Annotated in this window: 20 protein-coding genes and 1 tRNA gene; 19 read left to right on the top strand and 2 right to left on the bottom strand. The window is 47.8% G+C overall.

The genetic code is table 11. The features are described 5' to 3' along the window. Positions 1 to 60: 60 nt before the first annotated feature. From G636_RS0107455 to nadE, 19 genes are all read left to right on the top strand, one after another. A complete protein-coding gene (locus G636_RS0107455) occupies positions 61 to 1,068 on the top strand; it encodes a phosphatase PAP2 family protein (protein ID WP_026507528.1) in 1,008 nt (335 codons plus the stop codon). After that, the gene (locus G636_RS0107450) at positions 1,061 to 1,417 is read left to right on the top strand and encodes an Hpt domain-containing protein (RefSeq protein WP_026507527.1); all 357 of its coding nucleotides are present in this window, start codon (positions 1,061 to 1,063) and stop codon (positions 1,415 to 1,417) included. Before G636_RS0107455 ends, G636_RS0107450 begins: the two co-directional genes overlap by 8 nt. Before the next feature lie 291 nt (positions 1,418 to 1,708). Beyond that, positions 1,709 to 2,308 (top strand): Hpt domain-containing protein, encoded by a 600-nt coding sequence (locus G636_RS0107445; RefSeq protein ID WP_026507526.1) that lies wholly within the window; start codon positions 1,709 to 1,711, stop codon positions 2,306 to 2,308. Next, positions 2,301 to 3,062, top strand: coding sequence for a response regulator (locus G636_RS0107440; RefSeq protein ID WP_026507525.1), 762 nt, complete (start codon positions 2,301 to 2,303; stop codon positions 3,060 to 3,062). The genes G636_RS0107445 and G636_RS0107440 overlap by 8 nt, the downstream gene beginning before the upstream one ends. Before the next feature lie 105 nt (positions 3,063 to 3,167). After that, positions 3,168 to 4,088: an orotidine-5'-phosphate decarboxylase gene (pyrF, locus tag G636_RS0107435; protein ID WP_026507524.1), complete on the top strand. Its 921-nt coding sequence runs from the start codon at positions 3,168 to 3,170 to the stop codon at positions 4,086 to 4,088. A 68-nt stretch (positions 4,089 to 4,156) separates the two neighbouring features. Continuing rightward, positions 4,157 to 4,843: an orotate phosphoribosyltransferase gene (gene pyrE / locus G636_RS0107430; protein ID WP_026507523.1), complete on the top strand. Its 687-nt coding sequence runs from the start codon at positions 4,157 to 4,159 to the stop codon at positions 4,841 to 4,843. Between the two features lie 26 nt (positions 4,844 to 4,869). After that, positions 4,870 to 5,022, top strand: coding sequence for a hypothetical protein (locus G636_RS20495; protein WP_026507522.1), 153 nt, complete (start codon positions 4,870 to 4,872; stop codon positions 5,020 to 5,022). Next, positions 5,022 to 5,420 carry a DUF6142 family protein gene (locus G636_RS0107420; protein ID WP_026507521.1) on the top strand — a complete coding sequence of 133 codons (399 nt, stop codon included), beginning with the start codon at positions 5,022 to 5,024 and terminating at the stop codon, positions 5,418 to 5,420. Before G636_RS20495 ends, G636_RS0107420 begins: the two co-directional genes overlap by 1 nt. An 89-nt stretch (positions 5,421 to 5,509) precedes the next feature. Next, positions 5,510 to 6,010, top strand: a complete 501-nt coding sequence (gene purE, locus G636_RS0107415; RefSeq protein ID WP_026507520.1) for a 5-(carboxyamino)imidazole ribonucleotide mutase — start codon at positions 5,510 to 5,512, stop codon at positions 6,008 to 6,010. Positions 6,011 to 6,108: 98 nt separating this feature from the next. Next, positions 6,109 to 7,134 carry a phosphoribosylformylglycinamidine cyclo-ligase gene (gene purM / locus G636_RS0107410; protein WP_026507519.1) on the top strand — a complete coding sequence of 342 codons (1,026 nt, stop codon included), beginning with the start codon at positions 6,109 to 6,111 and terminating at the stop codon, positions 7,132 to 7,134. After that, complete coding sequence (gene purN / locus G636_RS0107405; RefSeq protein WP_026507518.1) at positions 7,128 to 7,772, top strand: phosphoribosylglycinamide formyltransferase; 645 nt, start codon at positions 7,128 to 7,130, stop codon at positions 7,770 to 7,772. Before purM ends, purN begins: the two co-directional genes overlap by 7 nt. Positions 7,773 to 7,805: 33 nt before the next feature. After that, positions 7,806 to 9,086, top strand: a complete 1,281-nt coding sequence (gene purD / locus G636_RS0107400; RefSeq protein ID WP_026507517.1) for a phosphoribosylamine--glycine ligase — start codon at positions 7,806 to 7,808, stop codon at positions 9,084 to 9,086. 13 nt (positions 9,087 to 9,099) lie between these two features. Further along, on the top strand, positions 9,100 to 10,371 hold the full coding sequence (locus G636_RS0107395; RefSeq protein WP_026507516.1) for an SH3 domain-containing protein: 1,272 nt from the start codon (positions 9,100 to 9,102) through the stop codon (positions 10,369 to 10,371). A gap of 394 nt (positions 10,372 to 10,765) precedes the next feature. Beyond that, positions 10,766 to 11,158: a GntR family transcriptional regulator gene (locus G636_RS0107390; protein WP_026507515.1), complete on the top strand. Its 393-nt coding sequence runs from the start codon at positions 10,766 to 10,768 to the stop codon at positions 11,156 to 11,158. A 3-nt stretch (positions 11,159 to 11,161) separates the two neighbouring features. Beyond that, entirely contained in the window at positions 11,162 to 13,741 is a 2,580-nt protein-coding gene (locus G636_RS0107385; protein WP_026507514.1) for an ATP-dependent Clp protease ATP-binding subunit, read from the top strand. 103 nt (positions 13,742 to 13,844) lie between these two features. After that, positions 13,845 to 14,255: a hypothetical protein gene (locus tag G636_RS0107380; protein ID WP_026507513.1), complete on the top strand. Its 411-nt coding sequence runs from the start codon at positions 13,845 to 13,847 to the stop codon at positions 14,253 to 14,255. 108 nt (positions 14,256 to 14,363) lie between these two features. Then, positions 14,364 to 15,734, top strand: coding sequence for a DNA repair protein RadA (gene radA, locus G636_RS0107375; protein ID WP_026507512.1), 1,371 nt, complete (start codon positions 14,364 to 14,366; stop codon positions 15,732 to 15,734). Between the two features lie 74 nt (positions 15,735 to 15,808). After that, complete coding sequence (locus tag G636_RS17760) at positions 15,809 to 18,586, top strand: translation factor GTPase family protein (protein ID WP_035779163.1); 2,778 nt, start codon at positions 15,809 to 15,811, stop codon at positions 18,584 to 18,586. Between the two features lie 73 nt (positions 18,587 to 18,659). Beyond that, the gene (nadE, locus tag G636_RS0107365) at positions 18,660 to 19,415 is read left to right on the top strand and encodes an NAD(+) synthase (protein WP_026507511.1); all 756 of its coding nucleotides are present in this window, start codon (positions 18,660 to 18,662) and stop codon (positions 19,413 to 19,415) included. Between the two features lie 16 nt (positions 19,416 to 19,431). On the opposite strand, the gene G636_RS0107360 is transcribed toward nadE, so the two are convergent. Together G636_RS0107360 and G636_RS0107355 are read right to left on the bottom strand one after the other, a co-directional pair. After that, complete coding sequence (locus tag G636_RS0107360; RefSeq protein ID WP_026507510.1) at positions 19,432 to 20,133, bottom strand: 2-phosphosulfolactate phosphatase; 702 nt, start codon at positions 20,131 to 20,133, stop codon at positions 19,432 to 19,434. Between the two features lie 75 nt (positions 20,134 to 20,208). Further along, a tRNA-Pro gene (locus G636_RS0107355) sits at positions 20,209 to 20,282 on the bottom strand. Positions 20,283 to 20,329 lie beyond the last annotated feature (47 nt).

Here is a 20,329-nt window from a genome sequence, read left to right as displayed (position 1 = left end):
ACTTGACTATGGAATAGCATTTAAAATCTTTATATTGCGTGATTAAGAATGGAGGATGAGATGACGCTGTCTATGTTATATGCACAGGGGATAGATATAGATATCCTGCTTAAAATCCAGGCTTTCAGAGAGGCTACAGGTTATGCCCTGGACTTTATCATGAATGCCGTGACCTTTGCAGGGGATGTGTATCCCATGATGATGCTCATGACCCTTGTTTACTGGTGTATCCACAAGAGGAGCGGCATCTGTATTGTGGCAGCAGCTGCCTATGCCAATTTTATTGGTAATTTTACCAAGTGTCTTTTTTGCGTATACAGGCCCTGGATCAGGAATCCTGCTGTAGAGCCTGTTGCAAGCGCTCTCAAGGGGGCTACGGGCTACTCTTTTCCCAGCGGTCATACCATTAATGCTGTGGCAGTATATGGCGCCGGTTCTGCAGCAGCAAGGGATAATGGGAGAAAGAAGCTGTCAATGCTCCTTGTCCTTCCTGCGGTGCTCATACCTTTGTCCAGACTCTACTGCGAGGTGCATACGCCTCAGGACGTGCTGACAGGCTGCGGGCTGAGTCTCATATTCTTATTTGCATCGCGAAGGCTCCTTGAGATAGGGGACAGATCAGATGATGCAGCCCTTATCCGCTATCTCATCGCAATTACTGCGCTTGCTCTGGCTGCCATACTCTATATTTCCTTTAAGGCCTATCCCATGGATATTGGTGCTGACGGAGAGCTTCTTGCGGATCCTGCTGTCCTTAAAAAGGATGCTTTCAAGATGACAGGTATCTTTATCGGAGCCAACTGGGGCTACCTTATCGAACGCAGATATGTGCATTTTACTACAGAGGGTATGACTTTGAAGAAGGCTCTCACGCGCTTTGTTCCCGGATTTTTGGGACTGGTGATCCTGGCCATGGGCATAGGTAAGGGATTTGATATGATCTTTGGCTATCTGCCGGGCCACTTTATTACTTATATATTGGTAGGACTCTACTGCCTGGGCTTATATCCCATGCTGTTTACATATTTTGAAGGCCGCGCTGCGGTCAAAGGAGACCATCGTGACTAAATTAGATGAGGTAAGAAATATAGTCGGCGTTAGTGTTGAGGACGGAATAGCCCTTTGCGCCGGAGATGAGGATCTGTATATAGAGCTCCTTGGCGATTATCTTGAGGGAGAAAAGAGTAGGGCTCTTGAAGAGAGCTTTACTGCTCAGGACTGGAAGAACTATGGCGTATATGTGCATTCAGTAAAGGGTACATCCCTGACTCTGGGTATTGATCATATTGGTTCCATGGCAAGGGACCTTAGTGATGCCTGCAAAAGAGGTGATCATAGCTTTATCGAAGCTAATCATCATATCTTTATGGAGAGCTACAGAAAGCTTCTTGATGAGATAAGACGTATTATTCAATAAATTTAAATATATACACTGCTTGACACCTTATGACTAACGGATTGTTCCGTTTCTTCGAAACTCTCACAATCCTAAAACATTCGCCAATCCGCACTACGTGCTACTTTGCTCATGTTTTGCGGGTCATAAATTCATATTCGATTTCGAGCAAGCTCGAATCGAAATGACTTTTGACCCTTACGTCATGTTATAATTTGAGTATAAGTTTATTTGTTGATGATTTATGCCGATAATCTCTATGCGGGAATGTGTAACGCGGGGGAAAAAGATCCCTTTTGGAGGTTATTTAGCATGAGCCTGACGGAATTATTGCATAAGATTGGGGGTATTGATCTGGACAAGGGACTGACCAACTGCGGGTCAGAAGAAGTCCTGGCAGAATCTCTCAAGATGTTTAGAGAAGATATCCAAGGTAAGAGTGAGAAGATAGAGAAGTTTGCTGCAGAGAAGGATTTCAGGAATTATACAATACTGGTCCATGGCCTTAAGGGCAGCAGCAGACTTATTGGTGCGTCTGAGTTGTCCGAGAAGGCAAGATTTCTTGAGGAATGCGGCGACAAGGCTGACGAGAAGTCCATTGAGGAGCTGACTCCGGGCCTTCTTAAAGACTACAGGGCCTATGAAGAGTATCTGGCACCTATGGCAGAGGATGAGCTGGACGATTCATTCAAGGAAGAGATCACAGACGAAGAGTTTGCAGAAGCGATAACTGCAATTGATGAATTTATAAGTATGTATGACTATGACAGCGCTGGCAGTGTTTTAGATAGTCTTAGGAATTACAGACTTGATGGAGACAGGAAGCGTTTCACATCCGATCTTGCCGGTATGATAAGATCAGGAGATCAGGTATCAGCCAGAAGACTGATAAAGGACTATATTAATGGATAAGAGCATACTGCTTATAGGCGATAAAAAAAGCTTTATGGTCAAAGCTGTCATATCCGGTCTTGAGAGCAACGGTTTTGCTGTTAATCCCGTGGGCTCTCTTCCCGATGATATCAAAAAGGCTGTCAAAGGAGGAGAAGTGTGCCTTCTCTACTGCGACAACTCTGTTGATGCTGCATCCATGGCTTGTATAAGAGATATAATAGATGACAGGGACATCAAGCTCTTTGCCATTGGACTTCCCGAAGATTTTTCAAGGCTCTTTCCCATTATCCCCAGAGCCAAGATCGAGGATGTTTTTGAGAGACCCTTCTCTGTGGATAATGTAGCCAATAAGCTGGCTATAGCTCTTATGATTAAGGAAGAGGGCGAGAGCAAGAAGAGGATCCTCCTTGTAGACGATGACCAGGTATCCTTAAATGCCATCAAGAGCTGCCTGGCAAAGCAGTACAAGGTATATGTGGCCAATTCCGGCGTAAATGCCATAGCCTTCCTGGCCCGTAATGAAGTGGACCTGATCCTTATGGATTATGAGATGCCTGTTACCAGCGGAGCTCAGGTATTTGAGATGCTAAGGAGTGAGCCTACAATGGCCAAGATACCTGTAATGTTCCTTACTTCCAAGCAGGACAAGGACACTGTCATGAAGCTGGTAGCCCTTAAGCCTGAAAAATATCTCTTAAAGACCATGCCTCCTGAGGCTCTCAGGGAGCAGATAGAGTCCTATTTCCACAGTAAATTATATGATTCCCATTAAAAACCTTGCCCAATGGGGCAAGGTTTATTTTTTCTTATATTTAGTGTTGCATTTTGGAATTCTATGGTAATATAGGAAAAGAAAAATTTTGAGAGGAAGAATTCCATGATCCAGAAACTGATTTTGGCTATTCAGAAAACAGGAGCTCCCATCGTTGTAGGACTTGATCCCAAGCTGTCCATGATTCCCGAGCGTATCACCGCCCGGGCTTTTAAGGATTTTGGAAGATCAGCCGACGGCGTTGCCGAAGCTCTTTTTGCATTCAATAAGGAAGTCGTGGACGGCGTAGCTGACCTGATCCCTGCTGTTAAGCCTCAGATTGCCATGTATGAGCAGTTTGGCATTCCGGGCCTTATAGCCTTTAAGAAGACAGTGGACTACTGTCACGAAAAGGGTCTGATCGTTATAGGAGATATCAAGAGAGGCGATATCGGATCCACATCAGAATCATATGCAGTAGGTCACCTTGGCACTACTGATTTTGACGGCGAGACATTTGCCGGTTTTAATGAGGACTTTGCAACAGTCAATCCTTATCTTGGAAGCGACGGAGTAAAGCCCTTTATTGATGTTTGCAACAAGAATGACAAGGGCATATTCGTTCTGGTCAAGACCTCCAATCCCTCTAGCGGTGAGCTTCAGGACAGGATTGTTGACGGTGCACCTCTTTATGAGCATGTAGGCCGCATGGTGGAAGAGTGGGGACTTGATTCTATGGACGGAGACTACTCCAATGTAGGCGCTGTTGTGGGAGCTACTTACCCTGAGATGGGCAGAGCCCTCAGAAAGATCATGCCTCATGCATATATCCTGGTACCCGGTTATGGTGCGCAGGGCGGCAAGGGCGAAGACCTCAAGGATTTCTTTAACGAAGACGGTCTGGGCGCTATTGTCAATTCTTCAAGAGGTATCATTGCTGCATGGCAGAAGCCTGAGTATTCTCAGTTTGCTGACGGCAACGTAGGCGATGCCGCAAGAGCAGCAGTTCTTGATATGATCAGCGATCTTCAGTGCTGCATTAAATAAGTCATATCCAGACCTATTAACTAAACAGCTTTGGCTGTTCAAAAATAACAAAAGAAGGTAAGCATAAGATGGAGAAGTATAAGGAAGAGTTTATTAGTTTCATGGTAGACAGTAACGTTCTGAAATTCGGTGACTTCACTCTTAAGAGCGGAAGAAAGTCTCCTTTTTTCATGAATGCGGGAGCTTATGTCACAGGATCACAGCTCAAGAAGCTGGGTGAGTTCTATGCAAGAGCCATCCACGATACTTTCGGACTTGAGTTTGATATCCTCTTCGGACCTGCATATAAGGGTATCCCTCTTGCAGTAGCCACCTGTGTTGCTATCAGCGAGCTCTATGGCAGGGATATCAAGTATTGTGCCAACAGAAAAGAGGTCAAGGACCACGGTGATAAAGGCATTCTGCTGGGCAGCAAGATCAAGAACGGAGACAGAGTACTGATCATCGAGGATGTTACTACTTCCGGTAAGTCCATCGAAGAGACCTGGCCTATCCTTCAGGCTCAGGCTGATGATGTTGATGTGGTAGGACTGATGGTATCTCTCAATCGTGAGGAGAAGGGCCTGGACTCAGACCTGAGCGCTCTTGATGAGATCCACGAGAAGTATGGTATCGGTGCACATGCTATTGTGAGCATGTCCGATGTAGTGGAATATCTCTACAACCGTCCCGTTGACGGTGAGGTGATCCTGACCAGTGAGATCAAGAAGAGTATTGACGAGTATTACAAAGAATACGGCGCAAAGAAGAACTGATTTAGACCTTATGAAGGGAGCGGAAAATGGAAGAGAAGACATTTAAACTCATGGGCAGCTGCGGCGCTATGAACATCGTCTTTGGTGTTCTGGCTATAGTATCAGGCGTTACTGCCGGTGTCATGCTGATAGTAAGCGGCGCCAGACTCTTAACCAGCCGCAAGAAGATACTGTTTTGATGGCTGAAGAATTTGAAGGGGATTATGAGAGCCTGCCCCCTAAGAGAAAAAAGAAAAAGCATCTAAGGCTCAGTTATCTGCGCTTTAAAAGAAGATATATTTTTACAGATAACGTACATCCTGTTAAGGGAGTCATGTCATTCATCCTGGGAGTAGTAGCTGCAGCTACGCTGTTTGTATGTGTGAGGATGGCGTATTTTGCAGGTGGGATTGCTTCCGAGAAGCTTGGCATGGCTTTGGTGTGGGCTTTTTTATACAGTGTCGCAGGCCTTGTACTTGGTATTATGGGGGAGAGACAAAGAAATATCTTCAGATTATTCCCTACATCAGGTATAGTTATATGTACTGTTGATATACTTATCATGATAGGAATGGTGGTTGCAGGCTTCTATATGTGACCACAGGATGTAACAGCTTACAAAGAGGCAGAGATAATGGCGCTTTTGCTGCCATGCATCTGTTTCTGATTTATAAAGGGAGGATCAAAATGCCGCAGGTAGGAATTATCATGGGATCTGACTCAGATATGAGTGTCATGTCCAAAGCAGCTGATATACTGGATCAGCTTGGAGTATCTTATGAGATGCATATCATCTCAGCTCACAGAGAAGTAGACGAATTCTTTACGTATGCCAAAGGAGCAGAGGAGAGAGGACTGAAGGTGATCATCGCCGGTGCAGGAATGGCAGCTCATCTTCCCGGAATGTGCGCAGCAATATTCCCTCTTCCCGTAATAGGCGTTCCCATGCATACCACATCACTGGGCGGACGTGATTCACTTTATTCCATAGTACAGATGCCCAGCGGTATACCTGTAGCAACAGTAGCTATTAATGGCGGAGCCAATGCAGGTATCCTGGCAGCCAAGATCCTGGCTGTAGCTGATAAGGACCTTCTTTTGAAGCTCAAGGATTACAGCGCATCCATGAAAGAGAGCGTTGTAGCCAAGGACGAGAGACTTCAGGAGACAGGCTGGAAGAATTATTGATTCTTTAATGAAAAGACAGATGGTCTCTGAAACAGAGATTTATCGATATATAGGCAGTATCAATTGTTTTATTATGATCGGAGGGAAATAAGGTGTCACTGGATTACAAGAAGGCAGGCGTAGATATCGAGGCAGGTTACAAGTCTGTTGAACTCATGAAGCAGTATGTAAAGACTACAATGAGGCCCGAGGTTATGGGCGGTATCGGAGGATTCTCAGGAGCATTTGATCTGGGAGCTATAAAGGATATGGAGCACCCGGTACTTTTATCCGGAACAGACGGAGTAGGTACCAAGCTTAAGATCGCATTTCTTTTGGACAAGCACGATACCATCGGTATCGACTGCGTAGCTATGTGTGTCAACGATGTGGCATGTGCAGGCGGTGAGCCTCTCTTTTTCCTGGATTATATAGCATGCGGCAAGAACTATCCTGAGAAGATAGCTGCTATCGTCAAGGGAGTAGCTGAAGGCTGCAAGATGAGTGATTGCGCTCTGGTAGGCGGCGAGACAGCCGAGCATCCCGGACTTATGCCTGAGGATGATTATGATCTGGCCGGCTTTAGCGTAGGCGTATGTGAGAAGAAGGACCTGATCGATGGAAGCGAGATTGAGGACGGCGACGTACTTATCGGTGCAGCATCAAGCGGTGTTCATTCCAATGGCTTCTCTCTTGTTAGAAAGATATTTGATATGACGAGGGAGAGTCTGGATACTTATTATGATGAACTGGGCAGGACCCTTGGTGAAGCACTTCTTGAGCCCACAAGGATCTATGTACATATGATGAAGGCTATCAAGGAAGCAGGCGTGAGAGTGAGAGGCTGCAGTCATATCACAGGCGGTGGTTTCTATGAGAATGTACCCAGGATGCTTCCTGATGACAAGAAGGCTGTGATTCGTAAGGACAGCTACGAAGTACCTGCTATCTTTAAGCTCATGCAGGCAAAGGGCGGCGTTGATGATCATATGATGTACAACACCTACAACATGGGCCTTGGCATGGTACTCTGCGTGAGAAAAGAGGATGTGGACAAGACTCTTGCAGCCATTGAAGCTTCAGGCGAGAAGGGCTTTGTAGTAGGCCATATCGAAAATGGCGAGAAGGGTGTTGAATTATGCTAAGGCTTGCAGTGTGCGTCAGCGGAGGAGGCACCAACCTTCAGGCGCTGATCGACGGTATCAATAATAAGACCATAAAGAACGCTGAGATAGTGATGGTCTTTTCCAATAACCCCGGGGCTTATGCCCTTGAAAGGGCCAGGAATGCCGGGATAGAGGCTGTATGCAGATCTCCCAAGGATTATCCCACAAGAGATGACTTTAACAGGGAGTTCCTCTCAGTACTAAAGAGTGCAGAGCCGGATCTGATCGTACTGGCAGGGTGTCTTCTTAATATACCCCCTGCTGTTGTAGAAGCCTTTCCTGGCAGGATCATCAATATCCATCCTTCACTGATCCCTTCATTTTGCGGCAAGGGCTTTTATGGACTTCATGTTCATGAGAAGGTGCTGGAGAGAGGCGTCAGAGTGACAGGAGCAACAGTACACTTTGTAGATGAGGGTACTGACACAGGTCCTATCATCCTGCAGAAAGCCGTTATGATCAGACAGGATGATACTCCTGAGTCTCTTCAGAGGAGAGTTATGGAGGAAGCTGAGTGGAAGATTCTGCCTATGGCTGTGGATCTCATAGCAGCAGGCCGTGTTTCTATAAATGACGGTCATGTCGTTATAGACAGATATGAAGATATTGATCTGTAATTTATCGCTAAAGAATATGGGAGGAGCTAAGAATTGAAGATTCTGGTAGTAGGCGGAGGCGGTCGTGAACATGCAATAGTTGAAGCCGTTTCACGAAGCAAACATGCCGATAAGATATATTGTGTCCCCGGTAATGCGGGCATTGCAGAGCTTGCAGAATGTGCACCTATAGGTGTTATGGAATTTGACAGGATCGCAGCTTTTGCCAAGGAAAAGGAAGTAGATCTTGTGATCTGCTCACAGGATGATCCGCTGTGCGCAGGTATAGTGGACAGGCTGGAAGAGGAAGGCCTTAGAGTATTTGGTACCAGGCAGAACGCTGCTATCATCGAAGGCAGCAAGTCCTTCTCCAAGAATCTGATGAAAAAGTATGGTATTCCCACAGCGGCCTATGAAGTATTCACAGAAGCTGACAAGGCCAAGGAGTATCTGAAGTCTTATAATAAATTCCCTGTAGTCCTTAAGGCTGACGGCCTGGCTCTTGGTAAGGGCGTACTGATCTGCAACAGCCTTGAGGAAGCTCTGGCAGGTGTAGATGAGATCATGCTGGACAAGAAATTCGGAACAGCAGGCAATGAGATGGTCATCGAAGAGTTTATGACAGGCAGGGAGGTATCTGTCCTGGCTTTTGTGGATGGCCACAATTACAAGCTCATGGCTTCCTCTCAGGATCATAAGAGAGCAGGGGACGGAGATACAGGCCTTAACACAGGCGGTATGGGTACCTTCTCTCCCAGTCCCTTCTATACAGAAGAGATTGACCGGGTGGCCAATGAGACCATATACAGAAAGACTGTTGATGCTATGGCAGCAGAAGGCAGACCTTTTAAGGGCGTACTGTATTTTGGCCTTATGATGACTGCTGAGGGACCCAAGGTGGTAGAGTACAATACCCGTTTTGGAGATCCTGAAACACAGGTTGTGCTTGTTCGCATGAAAACTGATATAATAGATGTCATGAATGCGGTCATCGATGAAAGACTGGATGAGATCGATCTGGAATTCGAAGATAAGGCTGCAGTATGCGTGGTTTTAGCATCGGGGGGCTATCCTGAACATTACGAAAAAGGTAAGATCATAAGTGGCCTTGATAAGTTCGCTGAGGCTGATGACTGTTACTGCTTCCACGCAGGAACAGCTTTCGACGCTCAGGGAAGGGTCGTTACAAGCGGGGGACGTGTACTTGGCATCACAGCCAAGGGTGACGATCTGAGTGCAGCGAGAAAGAGAGCTTACGAGGCTACTGAGTGGGTAGACTTTGACGGTAAATACATGCGTCATGATATCGGCAAAGCAATTGAAGAAAGAGTTTGAAAAGAGGTGCAGTATGAAAAAGAAGAGTTTTGGGAGAATAAAAAGGGTTATAGCCCTTCTGGCTGCTGCAATGATACTGAGTCTGGGACTCTTATCAACAGTAGCTCTGGCAGACACTTACGGTACCACCAGTAACAGTGTCAGAGCACGTGCAGAGGCAAGCACACAGAGTGAAGCAGTGGGAAGCTTCTCTTCCGGTCAGCAGATTCAGGTCCTGTCACAGACTACAGGAGCAGACGGCTATACCTGGTACGAGGTTAATGTACAGGGCGGCACAGGTTGGATCAGGGGAGATCTGATCAGTGTGGATGGCAAGGTCCCTACCAAGAAGGCTCCTTCTACTACAGATAACAATACTACAGATAACAATACTACAGATACAAATAATGCAGATGCAGCAGCGTCTGCAACAGATAATACAGCTGATGCTTCGGCTCAGACTACAGGCGAGACCGAGGTTACAGCTATGGATCCTCAGTCAGCTACAGTATCTACCAAGAATGCCAATGTAAGAAGCGGCGCAGGTACAGGCTACAGCGTAGCAGGTACAGTAGTTCAGGGCGATGCTCTTACTATCACAGGTACATCCAAGGATGCGGATGGCAAGGAATGGTACTATGTATCCATGGCTGACGGCACTACAGGCTTTATCAGATCCGATCTGGTAACTGTAAACGGACCTGTAGAAAATGCTGATGCAGGCGAAGGTGAGAACACTGAAGGTGAGGGTGAAAATGCTGAAGGCGAAGGCTCAGCTGAGAACCAGGAGAGTTCACAGTCTTCAAACGGTATCGTAGCTACAAATTCATCTGATTCCTATTTTGTATATGTAGATGGAAACGGCGTATATCAGCTGGTTGATAACAGCGGCGAGCAGGCTGTACAGTATGAGGTAAACGGCGTGCTTCTGGCTAACCAGTATGTGCAGGAGCATGGTACAGGTTCAGGTTCACTCTTTAACGGTCTGTCCATTGTACTTCTCATCCTGGTAGTAGTACTGACCATCATCGCAGTGATCCTCTTTTTGAGATTGCGCGAGATGCTCTACTATGATGTAGAAGGCTATGATGAGGGCGCATATCCTGAGGATGGCGCAGACTATCCTGAGGAAGATTACGATCACGAGCCTCAGCCCATTGCTGAAGAGAAGCCTCAGCGTGACAAGCAGGTACATCCTGATGCAGGCAGCGCTCCCAGGAGTCGCAGAGCCAGAAACTTCGCAGATGACGACGATATGGAATTTGAATTCCTGGATCTGGACAAGGATGAAGATCGTAGAAGATAAGATCTGACCTATCCGGTGCAGAGGATGCTCTATTTGACTCTGCATAAAGGATGACAATATCATTAAAAAAGAAAATTCCTCCTGAAGCAGACCCTATAAGTTTTGCTTTAGGAGGACTTTTTTGAAATATGGCATATGATATTAGACGAACCTTCAGAAACACGCATATACTGCGTGTTTCGTGAGAACATGAAGCTAGCAAATAGGCCCAGCGGCCCTAGCCGCTCTCAAATGGCCTATTTGCATACATTCTTGGATGTTCTATCCAAGAATGTATGTGTCATTGACAGTCTGCTATGTCTGTTATAGTATTTATATCACAGGGAGGAGCGTTTGCTGCTCCCGGGACGGCTTTGGGAATGGGGACATTCCCTTATCATGAAAGTGTGGTCATATGATTATCGAGATTGATTTTAACAGTGAAGATGCTATATACCTGCAGCTGTGCAACCAGATCATACTGGGTATCGCAACTTCTCAAATTAGAGAGGGTGAACAGCTACCGAGTGTAAGGAATCTGGCCGATAACATAGGTATCAATATGCACACTGTCAACAAAGCATATGCCATCCTGCAAAGGGAGGGTTTTGTGAAGATCGACAGGCGAAGGGGCGCTGTGATCGCTGTGGACATCAACAGGCTCAAGGCTATGGAGGAAGCCAGGAGTGAACTGGTACAGGTACTTGCCAGGGCTATCTGCAAGGATGTATCCAGAAATGAGATCCACGATATGGTTGACGAAATCTACGACATATATTTTCAGACAAAACATCAGGAGGAAGAATAATAGATGAATTCACAGTTTACAGATAAGGCTGAGAGTGCGCTCAAAGCGGCGGGTAAGGCTTCCAGGAGTCTGAAACTGAATTACATCGGTACCGAGCATATACTGCTGGGACTTATCAGGGAAGAGGGATCTGTTGCTTCCAGGATCCTGGCTGACAACGGTATTGATGAAAAGAAGCTTATGGATATGGTCAAGGACCTGATCGTCCAGGATGGTTCCATTACCACCATGGACAGAGACGGCTTTAGCCCCAGGGCTCAGCAGGTATTGCAGGAGGCTCATCGTCAGGCAGACAGATTCCATGCATCCAAGACAGGAACAGAGCATATACTTCTGGCCCTGATCAAGGATGGTGACAATGTGGCTGTCAGACTCATAGGTACGCTCAATGTCCCGGTACAGAAGCTCTATGCCGAGACCCTTGCTGCTATGGGTGAGGATCCCAACCTTGTAAAGGAAGACCTTGGCAGACGTCAGAACGGCAAAAAGAAGCCTACAACGCTGTCTCAATACAGCAGAGACCTCACAGCTCTGGCTGCATCAGGCAAGCTTGATCCTGTGATCGGAAGAGAAGCTGAGATCAAGAGACTGATCCAGATACTCTCCAGAAGGACCAAGAATAATCCCTGCCTCATCGGCGAACCCGGCGTAGGTAAGACTGCTGTTGTAGAAGGCCTTGCTCAGAGGATCGTATCAGGCAATGTGCCTTTTACTGTACAGAACAAGAGACTGCTCACTCTGGATCTCTCCGGTATGATAGCAGGCTCCAAGTACAGAGGTGAATTTGAGGAGAGGATCAAGAAGGTCATCCATGAAGTTGCGGAGGATGGCAATATCATCCTCTTCGTAGATGAGATGCATACTCTTATAGGTGCAGGCGGAGCAGAGGGAGCCATTGATGCTTCCAATATCTTAAAGCCTTCACTGGCAAGAGGTGAGATACAGATAATCGGCGCTACCACCATCACCGAGTATCGCAAGTATGTTGAAAAGGACGCAGCGCTGGAGAGGCGCTTCCAGCCTGTTACAGTGGATGAGCCCACACTTGAAGAGACTCTGGATATCTTAAACGGTATCCTCTACAAATACGAAGAGCACCATCATGTGAGAGTCCTGCCTGAAGCTGTGAAGGCTGCTGCAGAGCTCTCTAACAGATATATCAATGACAGGAATCTCCCTGATAAGGCGATCGATCTTATCGACGAAGCAGCTTCCGCAGTGCGCCTGCGCTCCATGGGAGATAATTCCAAGATGAGAGAGCTGGATAGCCTGATCAAAGAGATGGATGATCAGGTAGAAGAGGCTCTTAGAAGTGAGGATTATCGTAAGGCAGGAGAGCTTAACAGAAAGCAGTCTCTCCTGATCAAGAAATATAACAGGATGAAAGCCCAGGGCGAGAAGAGGGAAGCTGAAGGCTCTATCACAGTCAGTGAAAATGATATTGCCGAGGTAGTAGCTCTTTGGACCAAGATCCCTGTAAAGAAGATTGCCGAAAAGGAATCTGAGAGACTGTTGAAGCTGGAGGATACTCTCCATAAGAGGGTCATCGGACAGTCAGAGGCTGTAGAAGCTGTGTCCAAGGCTATCAGAAGAGGCAGAGTAGGTCTGCAGGATCCTAACCGTCCCATTGGTTCATTCCTTTTCCTTGGACCTACCGGTGTAGGTAAGACAGAGCTGTCCAAGGCTCTGGCAGAAGCTATGTTTGGCAGTGAGTCATCCCTGATCAGGGTTGATATGTCAGAATATATGGAATCCCATAGTGTGTCCAAGATGATCGGATCACCTCCGGGATATGTAGGCTATGACGATGGCGGCCAGCTCTCTGAGAAAGTCAGGAGGAATCCATATTCCGTTATCCTCTTTGACGAGATTGAGAAGGCTCATCCTGACGTATTCAACATCCTGCTCCAGGTGCTGGACGACGGACATATCACAGATGCCAAGGGCCGCAAGGTATCCTTTAAGAATACCATCATCATCATGACCTCCAATGTAGGCGCTCAGCGTATCGTCAGCCCCAAGAAGCTGGGCTTTGATACCCATGATGATGCCAAGAAGGATTATGAGGCCATGAAGAGTGCTGTTATGGAAGAAGTAAAGCGCCTCTTCAAGCCTGAATTTATCAACAGGATAGATGAGATCATGGTATTCCATCAGCTCACAAATGAAGAGATGATGCAGATCGTGACTCTGCTCACAGACTCTCTTGTCAAGAGATGTAAGAGCCAGCTAGATATTAAGCTTAGGCTGTCTAACGCTGTCAAGAAGCATCTGGTGGATAAATATGCCGATGTGAAGATGGGCGCCAGACCTCTTAAGAGAGCGATGCAGACTGTTATTGAGGATGCCATGGCTGAGGAGCTCCTTAGGGGCAATATTAAGAGAGACAGCTCTGTCCTTATAGATTACAAGAAGGATAAGGTGACCTTCAGCTCTACCGGTCCTGAGAGCACTGCCACCCGCAGCAAAAAGACTGCAAGCCGCAAGACTGCAGCCCGTAAGACTGCTGCGAAGACAGGCCGCAAGGCACCTGCAAAGAAAACAGCGGCAAGGAAAACTGCTTCTAAAAAAGCATCTTCATAAAAACAATTAAGAAGGATTAATACAAAAACCCAATTTGACGAAATAGTTTATGGTATAATTACCTTATCCTAATTTTCATATTGTACTTTATAGGAGGTTCCATATGGCTGTTGTAGAACAGTTGCTGCGAGCAGAGTCTGATGGCAGTATCAGCTTTGGCAATTATGAGCTTGCCAGCAAGCAAAAGCTTGAGGATTTTAAGCACGAAGGAGACCTGCTCAAGGTCAAAACATTTAAGGACATCACAAGGCTTGAGGCGAACGACATGTTCGTATACGAGTCAGTTCCCGGAACGACAGTAAGCCATTTTAAGGAGAGTGAGAAGGGATTCGATTTTGAAGTAGAAGGTCCCGAAGATGCTCAGATCACACTGGGACTTGCTGATAACACCGAGTATATGGTAACGGTGGGAGGCGTCAGTGAAGGCAAGATGAAGACGGGGCTTGGAGGCAAGCTTTCCATCAGCGTGGAGCTGTCAGGCCAGCCTGTAGCAGTAAGTGTTCACACTGCCTGATCCAACTAAATAAATATGATTATATTGGCACGGTCATACATCTGGTGTATGGCCGTGTTTGTTACAGTACTTACATAGCATAGAAGATATGAATGCGGGGAGGAGAATGTGGCTACCAAGATAAAGACAGTATTTTACTGCCAGAGCTGCGGCTTTGAGTCATCCAAATGGATGGGCCAGTGTCCCGGATGCCGGGAATGGAACACTATGGTGGAGGAGACTGTCAAAGCTGATAAGAAGAAAAGGACAGGCTTTGCTCCGGAAGGGGCAGGGAGCAGCTTAAGTCCCAAGAGCCTTAGCCAGATAGAACTGGGCCGGGAGGACAGGAGCGATACCCATATTGGAGAACTCAACAGAGTGCTGGGCGGCGGCCTGGTCAGGGGCTCTCTTACTCTGGTAGGCGGAGATCCCGGTATAGGCAAGTCGACCCTTCTGCTTCAGGTATGCAGGAATATGGCAGCAGATGGCCGTAAGATCCTCTATATATCAGGCGAGGAATCCCTAAGGCAGATCAAGCTTAGAGCTTCCAGGATAGGCGAGTTTACCGATGATCTGACCTTTTTGTGCGAGACATCCCTGTCTGATATAGAGACGGTCATAGAGAGGACATCTCCTGAGATAGTGATCATCGATTCCATACAGACCATGTACAGCGAGGATGTGACATCCGCTCCGGGCAGTGTATCCCAGGTCAGGGAGGCCACTGCAGTACTCCTTAGGATTGCCAAGAGTCGCGGCATATCCATACTGATAGTGGGACATGTGACCAAGGAAGGCACTGTTGCAGGGCCCAGGGTCCTGGAGCATATGGTGGATACTGTGCTCTATTTTGAAGGAGACAGGAATGCCTCTTACAGGATACTCAGAGGAGTCAAGAATCGCTTTGGCTCCACCAATGAGATAGGCGTATTCGAGATGAGGGAGGACGGTCTGGCAGAAGTGGAGAATCCTTCAGAATTCATGTTGGACGGACGCCCAGGGGATGCCAGTGGCTGCATAGTGACCTGCGCTGTGACAGGCACAAGGCCTATACTCCTTGAAGTGCAGGCACTGGTCTGCAGGACCAACTTTGGCTTTCCCAGGAGACAGGCCAACGGAACAGATTTTAACCGCGTGAATCTCCTGATGGCAGTCCTTGAGAAGAGGGTAGGCCTTATGATGTCAGATTGTGATGCCTATATCAATCTGGCAGGTGGACTCAAGATGCAGGAGCCTGCGCTGGATCTGGGTATATGCCTTGCTGTGATATCCAGCTTTAAGAACAGGCCAATATCCCCTGACCTTGTGGCCTTTGGCGAAGTGGGTCTCTCGGGAGAAGTCAGGAGCGTTGGTATGGCTGAGACCAGGGTGGCTGAGGCTGCCAAGCTGGGCTTTAAGACCATCATTCTGCCTGAGAGTGCCAGGAAGAGGATAGGCAAGGTTAAGGGCGTGGAGATCATAGGTGTATCCAGCATCAGAGATGCCATGGACCTCTTTTGAACTGTGTTTTATTAGATGATAAAAATATCAGCTAAGCAAAGCAGATCAAGCTGATAGATTGACCGGGGATATATATGATTGATTCAAATATTTTAAATTTGGGAATCCTGGCTCATGTGGATGCCGGCAAGACAACCCTCTCTGAATCACTCCTGTATACCACAGGTACCATCAGGAAAGCGGGCCGTGTAGACCATGGAGATGCTTTCCTTGATACCTTTGATATTGAGAAGAAGAGGGGTATCACCATCTTTTCCAAGCAGGCCAGGATGGAGGCATTTGGCAGGGAGATCACTTTGCTGGATACTCCGGGACACGTGGATTTTTCTCCTGAGATGGAGAGGACACTGGGTGTGCTGGACGCAGCTATCCTGGTGATCAGCGCAGCAGACGGCGTCGGAGCCCAGGTCAGGACGCTCTGGAAGCTCCTGGAGCACTATGGTGTGCCTGCCTTTATATTTGTGAACAAGATGGACCAGCCCGGCGCTGATATGGAGCGGCTGGAAGCTGAGCTCAGAGACGAATTTGGCAGCAACCTTGTCAATGTCCAAAAGGGAACTGATGATCCTGAAGTGGCTGAGAATATAGCAGTATGCGATGATGAGCTCATGGAGCGATATCTGGAAACGGAAGAGCTGACAGATGAAGATATATCGCGCCTTGTAGCTGCAAGACGCCTTTTTCCAATGCTCTTTGGCAGTGCCCTTAAGATGGAGGGGGTAGAAGAGCTCCTATCCATGGTCTGCAGATATATTCCTGCCGGGCGTTATCCTGATGAATTTGGTGCCAGGGTATACAAGATCATGCGCGGCGAGGAAGGCGAGAGACTGGCCCTTCTCAAGGTGACAGGAGGAAGCCTTAATGTCAGGGACAGCATAACTACTGCGGATAATGAAGGTAATCCCTTTGAGAGCAAGATTGCTGAGATCAGGCTCTATTCTGGCGGCAAATACAAGCTGGTGACTACGGCTCCTGCAGGAACTGTATGTGCCGTGCTGGGCCTTCCTTATGTCAGGGCAGGAGAAGGCCTGGGAGGTGACCTTGGCAAGGTAACAGAGCTCATAGAGCCTATACTAAACTGCCGTATCATACTGACAGATGATGCCGATCCATACAAGGTATGGCAGTATCTGACTCTTCTCCAGGAAGAGGAGCCGGGACTGTCTGTCAGCAGGATGGAAGATAGCGGAGATATATACGTACGTGTCATGGGCACTGTACAAAAAGAGATCATAAAGAATCTTATGAATGAGCGCTACGGCGTGGCCATAGACTTTGGAGAAGGCCAGATAGTCTACAAGGAGACCATAGATGCGCCTGTAGAGGGAGTTGGGCATTTTGAGCCCCTGCGGCACTACGCAGAGGTGCATCTTATGCTGGAACCTACAGGGCCCGGGAGCGGCCTGTCTTTTGCCATGGACTGTCCAAGAGACCTCCTGGCACTGAACTGGCAGAGACTGATCATGACCCACCTTGCGGAAAAGAAGCACAGAGGAGTGCTCACAGGCGCTGAGATCACAGATATGCGCATCACTGTAATAGGGGGCAAGGCTCATCTCAAGCATACAGAAGGTGGAGACTTCAGGCAGGCAACCTACAGAGCTGTGAGGCAGGGGCTGATGATGGCAGGCTCTATCCTCCTGGAGCCCTATTACAGATACGAGATAGATCTGCCCAGGAATAATCTTGGCAGGGCCATGAGTGACCTGCAGCAGATGTATGCCACTATCAGCTCTCCTGTCATAGAGGGCGACAGGGCGTCTATCACAGGCAGCCTTCCAGCTGCGTGCCTTGGAGACTATGCGGAGACCTTAAGGGGCTATACCTCAGGCGAAGGCCGTATGGAGTGTCAGCTCTCCGGCTATGAGCCCTGTCACAATGCAGAAGAGATCATCAGGGACAAGGGCTATGATCCTGAGCTGGACGAAGCTAATCCATGTTATTCGGTATTTTGCTCTCATGGGGCAGGCACGCCCATACCCTGGAATATGGTCAGGTCCATGATGCATGTGGATACCGGCTGGAGACCTGCAGGGGAAATAAGAGATGGAGAAGGAACTGGCGATGACGCCCACGGCGGAGACAATGCCATACTATCAGAATATACAGGCTCTGATATCAGGAGCTTTACCGGCTCTGCAGGAGAGAGGATAGAGGAAGAGCTGACCTTCTCCGAGAGAAGAAAGCGCATAGATGCTGCCAATGATGAGCTTAAGGCTATATTTGAGAGGACCTATGGCCCTATTAAGGAAAGGAGCAGGCAGGAGGACAGGGTAGTCAATGTAGCTGAAAGAAAAGAGCCTGGGATCTCTGACCCCAAGTACGCTGCCAAAGCCGAGGAAGCCAGGCGCCGAAGGCAAGGGCGAAAGGCTGATTCCTACCTGCTGATCGATGGCTACAATGTGCTCTTTGCATCTCCTGAGCTTAAGGCTCTGGCTGAGCGTGATATAAACGGAGCCAGGGACAAGCTCATGGATATACTGTCCAATTATCAGGGCTATTGCAGAGAGACTCTGATACTGGTATTTGATGCCTACAAGGTAAAGGGCGGGCAGGAGCACGTCTATCACTATCACAATCTGTGCGTCATCTATACCAAAGAGGCTGAGACTGCGGATCAATATATAGAGAAGGCCAGCGGGAGGTTGCAGCATGAATATAATGTGACCGTGGCCAGCTCTGATTCCATAGAGCAGGTCATCATCATGGGCAAGGGCGCAGTCCGCCTTCCGGCAGCTGACTTTTGGAAGCTGGTATCAGATACGGAGCAGACTATTCGTGATGAGCATCTTATAAAGAATGAGACCAGGCTCCACAACTATGTGATCAAGGAAGGGGACCTGGAATCTTGATTACTGGCGTGGATGCTATTATCATTAGTGTTAATTGATCGATACAGCTATTATTGATGACCGGGAGGTAGATATGAGTTATATTTTTGATGCAGCAGCGGTTAGAGAAGATCTGATCAAATGGATCAGAGAGTGGTTTGAGATAAATGGTAAGGATGCCAAAGCAGTTCTGGGACTCAGCGGAGGCAAGGATTCTACCATCGCAGCATCCCTTTGCAAGGCAGCTCTTGGAGCTGACAGAGTATTTGGTGTGCTGATGCCCAATGGTGTTCAGCCTGATATAGAGGATTCCTATGAACTGGTAGAGTCTCTGGGCATCCCTTATGCAGAGATCAATATAAGTGATTCCTATCTGGGAATAGAAAAGCAGCTGGGGAAAGCTGGAATAACCATGACAAAGCAGGCCCAGACCAACCTTCCTCCCAGGCTTCGCATGTCATCACTTTATGCAGTATCCCAGTCTATAGGTGGCAGGGTGGCCAATACCTGCAATCTCTCTGAGACTTATGTGGGCTGGGAGACCAGATGGGGAGACCAGGTAGGTGATTTCTCACCTCTTGGAGGCCTGACTGTGACTGAAGTCATAGCTATAGGACGCTTATGCGACGATATCCCTGAGAGACTGGTTGTCAAGGCCCCTTCAGACGGCCTCACAGGACGCACTGACGAGGACAATCTAGGTACCAGATATGCCTATATAGATGCTGTGATCAGAGGCTGCGCAGAGGATGTGCCCCAGGCTGACCTGGACCGTATTGCAGCTTTGACTGCAGGCTCGGAATTTAAGAGGCAGAGTATATCTCTTCCTACCTTTATACCTAAGCTTTGATATAAGAGAGTCAGAATCACTGCTCCATTACTGATATCAGACCTTTATCGTCCTTTTCTATTCTAATGATGAAGTTAAAAAGGTCCCTTTTCGTACACATATAGAAATCTTCCTTTGGGAAGATCTCCTGAAGGGCGGGATCAAAGAAATGCTCCCCGCCATTGTATCTAAGGTCCCTGATCTTATCATCAAGATCCGGCATATCCTCATCTAACAGCATTGACCTTATATAGGATGCACATAGCTCATCCTCTCTGGCAGGCGCTACGCCGCCATTTCCCATGCATACCAGGGATACTTCATCCGGTGCCTCTCTCTTGATATATGCGGCGACCGCAGCGGCATTAACAAGGCTCCCTGTGATGATGCGCTCTGCGCGGACTGCACTGTTTACGCCCTGTACCCCAGCGCTGCTGGTATGTATGATAAGACTGCCTCTGATGCGCTCCGGGTCCACAGTGGATGGGGAATTGCCATAGTCAAAACCCTCGCACATCTTGCCCTGTCTCTCGCCTATGAGGAGGCAGTCAGGATCCCTGTCTCTCCAGGCGTAGGTCTCTTCAAGGCTCCCTGTGGGACGTATCTGCCGGGCTCCCATGCTATAGAGATAGGCTTCAAGGGAGAAGGCTCTGAATACGTCTATGATCACTGTCAGGCCTGTTGCTTTTTGGGCCCCTTCGATCAGGCTGTAGGTATTGATGGTTCCCTGGAATTTCATATCATCCCTCCATAACGACTGATGACATTTGGATAACAAAAAAGGTTGACTGTGAAGTCAACCTTTTTGTATGAGTCGGAGTGACAAGATTCGAACTTGCGGCCTCTACCTCCCTAAGATAGCGCGCTAGCCAACTGCGCTACACCCCGGCGCAAGAACAATACTATCATAATACAGGGGGCTATGCAAGCCTTTT

It is taken from the genome of Butyrivibrio sp. MC2013 (assembly GCF_000424585.1).
Classification (GTDB): domain Bacteria; phylum Bacillota; class Clostridia; order Lachnospirales; family Lachnospiraceae; genus Butyrivibrio.
Note: the sequence above shows the minus strand (reverse complement) of the source record. Positions and strands in the feature narration are given on the sequence as shown.

Coding starts and splice junctions, on each gene's coding strand:
- G636_RS0107455 (WP_026507528.1), top strand. CDS start 61: ATGACGCTGTCTATGTTATATGCACAGGGGATAGATATAGATATCCTG.
- G636_RS0107445 (WP_026507526.1), top strand. CDS start 1,709: ATGAGCCTGACGGAATTATTGCATAAGATTGGGGGTATTGATCTGGAC.
- G636_RS0107440 (WP_026507525.1), top strand. CDS start 2,301: ATGGATAAGAGCATACTGCTTATAGGCGATAAAAAAAGCTTTATGGTC.
- pyrF (WP_026507524.1), top strand. CDS start 3,168: ATGATCCAGAAACTGATTTTGGCTATTCAGAAAACAGGAGCTCCCATC.
- pyrE (WP_026507523.1), top strand. CDS start 4,157: ATGGAGAAGTATAAGGAAGAGTTTATTAGTTTCATGGTAGACAGTAAC.
- G636_RS20495 (WP_026507522.1), top strand. CDS start 4,870: ATGGAAGAGAAGACATTTAAACTCATGGGCAGCTGCGGCGCTATGAAC.
- G636_RS0107420 (WP_026507521.1), top strand. CDS start 5,022: ATGGCTGAAGAATTTGAAGGGGATTATGAGAGCCTGCCCCCTAAGAGA.
- purE (WP_026507520.1), top strand. CDS start 5,510: ATGCCGCAGGTAGGAATTATCATGGGATCTGACTCAGATATGAGTGTC.
- purN (WP_026507518.1), top strand. CDS start 7,128: ATGCTAAGGCTTGCAGTGTGCGTCAGCGGAGGAGGCACCAACCTTCAG.
- G636_RS0107395 (WP_026507516.1), top strand. CDS start 9,100: ATGAAAAAGAAGAGTTTTGGGAGAATAAAAAGGGTTATAGCCCTTCTG.
- G636_RS0107390 (WP_026507515.1), top strand. CDS start 10,766: ATGATTATCGAGATTGATTTTAACAGTGAAGATGCTATATACCTGCAG.
- G636_RS0107385 (WP_026507514.1), top strand. CDS start 11,162: ATGAATTCACAGTTTACAGATAAGGCTGAGAGTGCGCTCAAAGCGGCG.
- G636_RS0107380 (WP_026507513.1), top strand. CDS start 13,845: ATGGCTGTTGTAGAACAGTTGCTGCGAGCAGAGTCTGATGGCAGTATC.
- G636_RS17760 (WP_035779163.1), top strand. CDS start 15,809: ATGATTGATTCAAATATTTTAAATTTGGGAATCCTGGCTCATGTGGAT.
- nadE (WP_026507511.1), top strand. CDS start 18,660: ATGAGTTATATTTTTGATGCAGCAGCGGTTAGAGAAGATCTGATCAAA.
- G636_RS0107360 (WP_026507510.1), bottom strand. CDS start 20,133: ATGAAATTCCAGGGAACCATCAATACCTACAGCCTGATCGAAGGGGCC.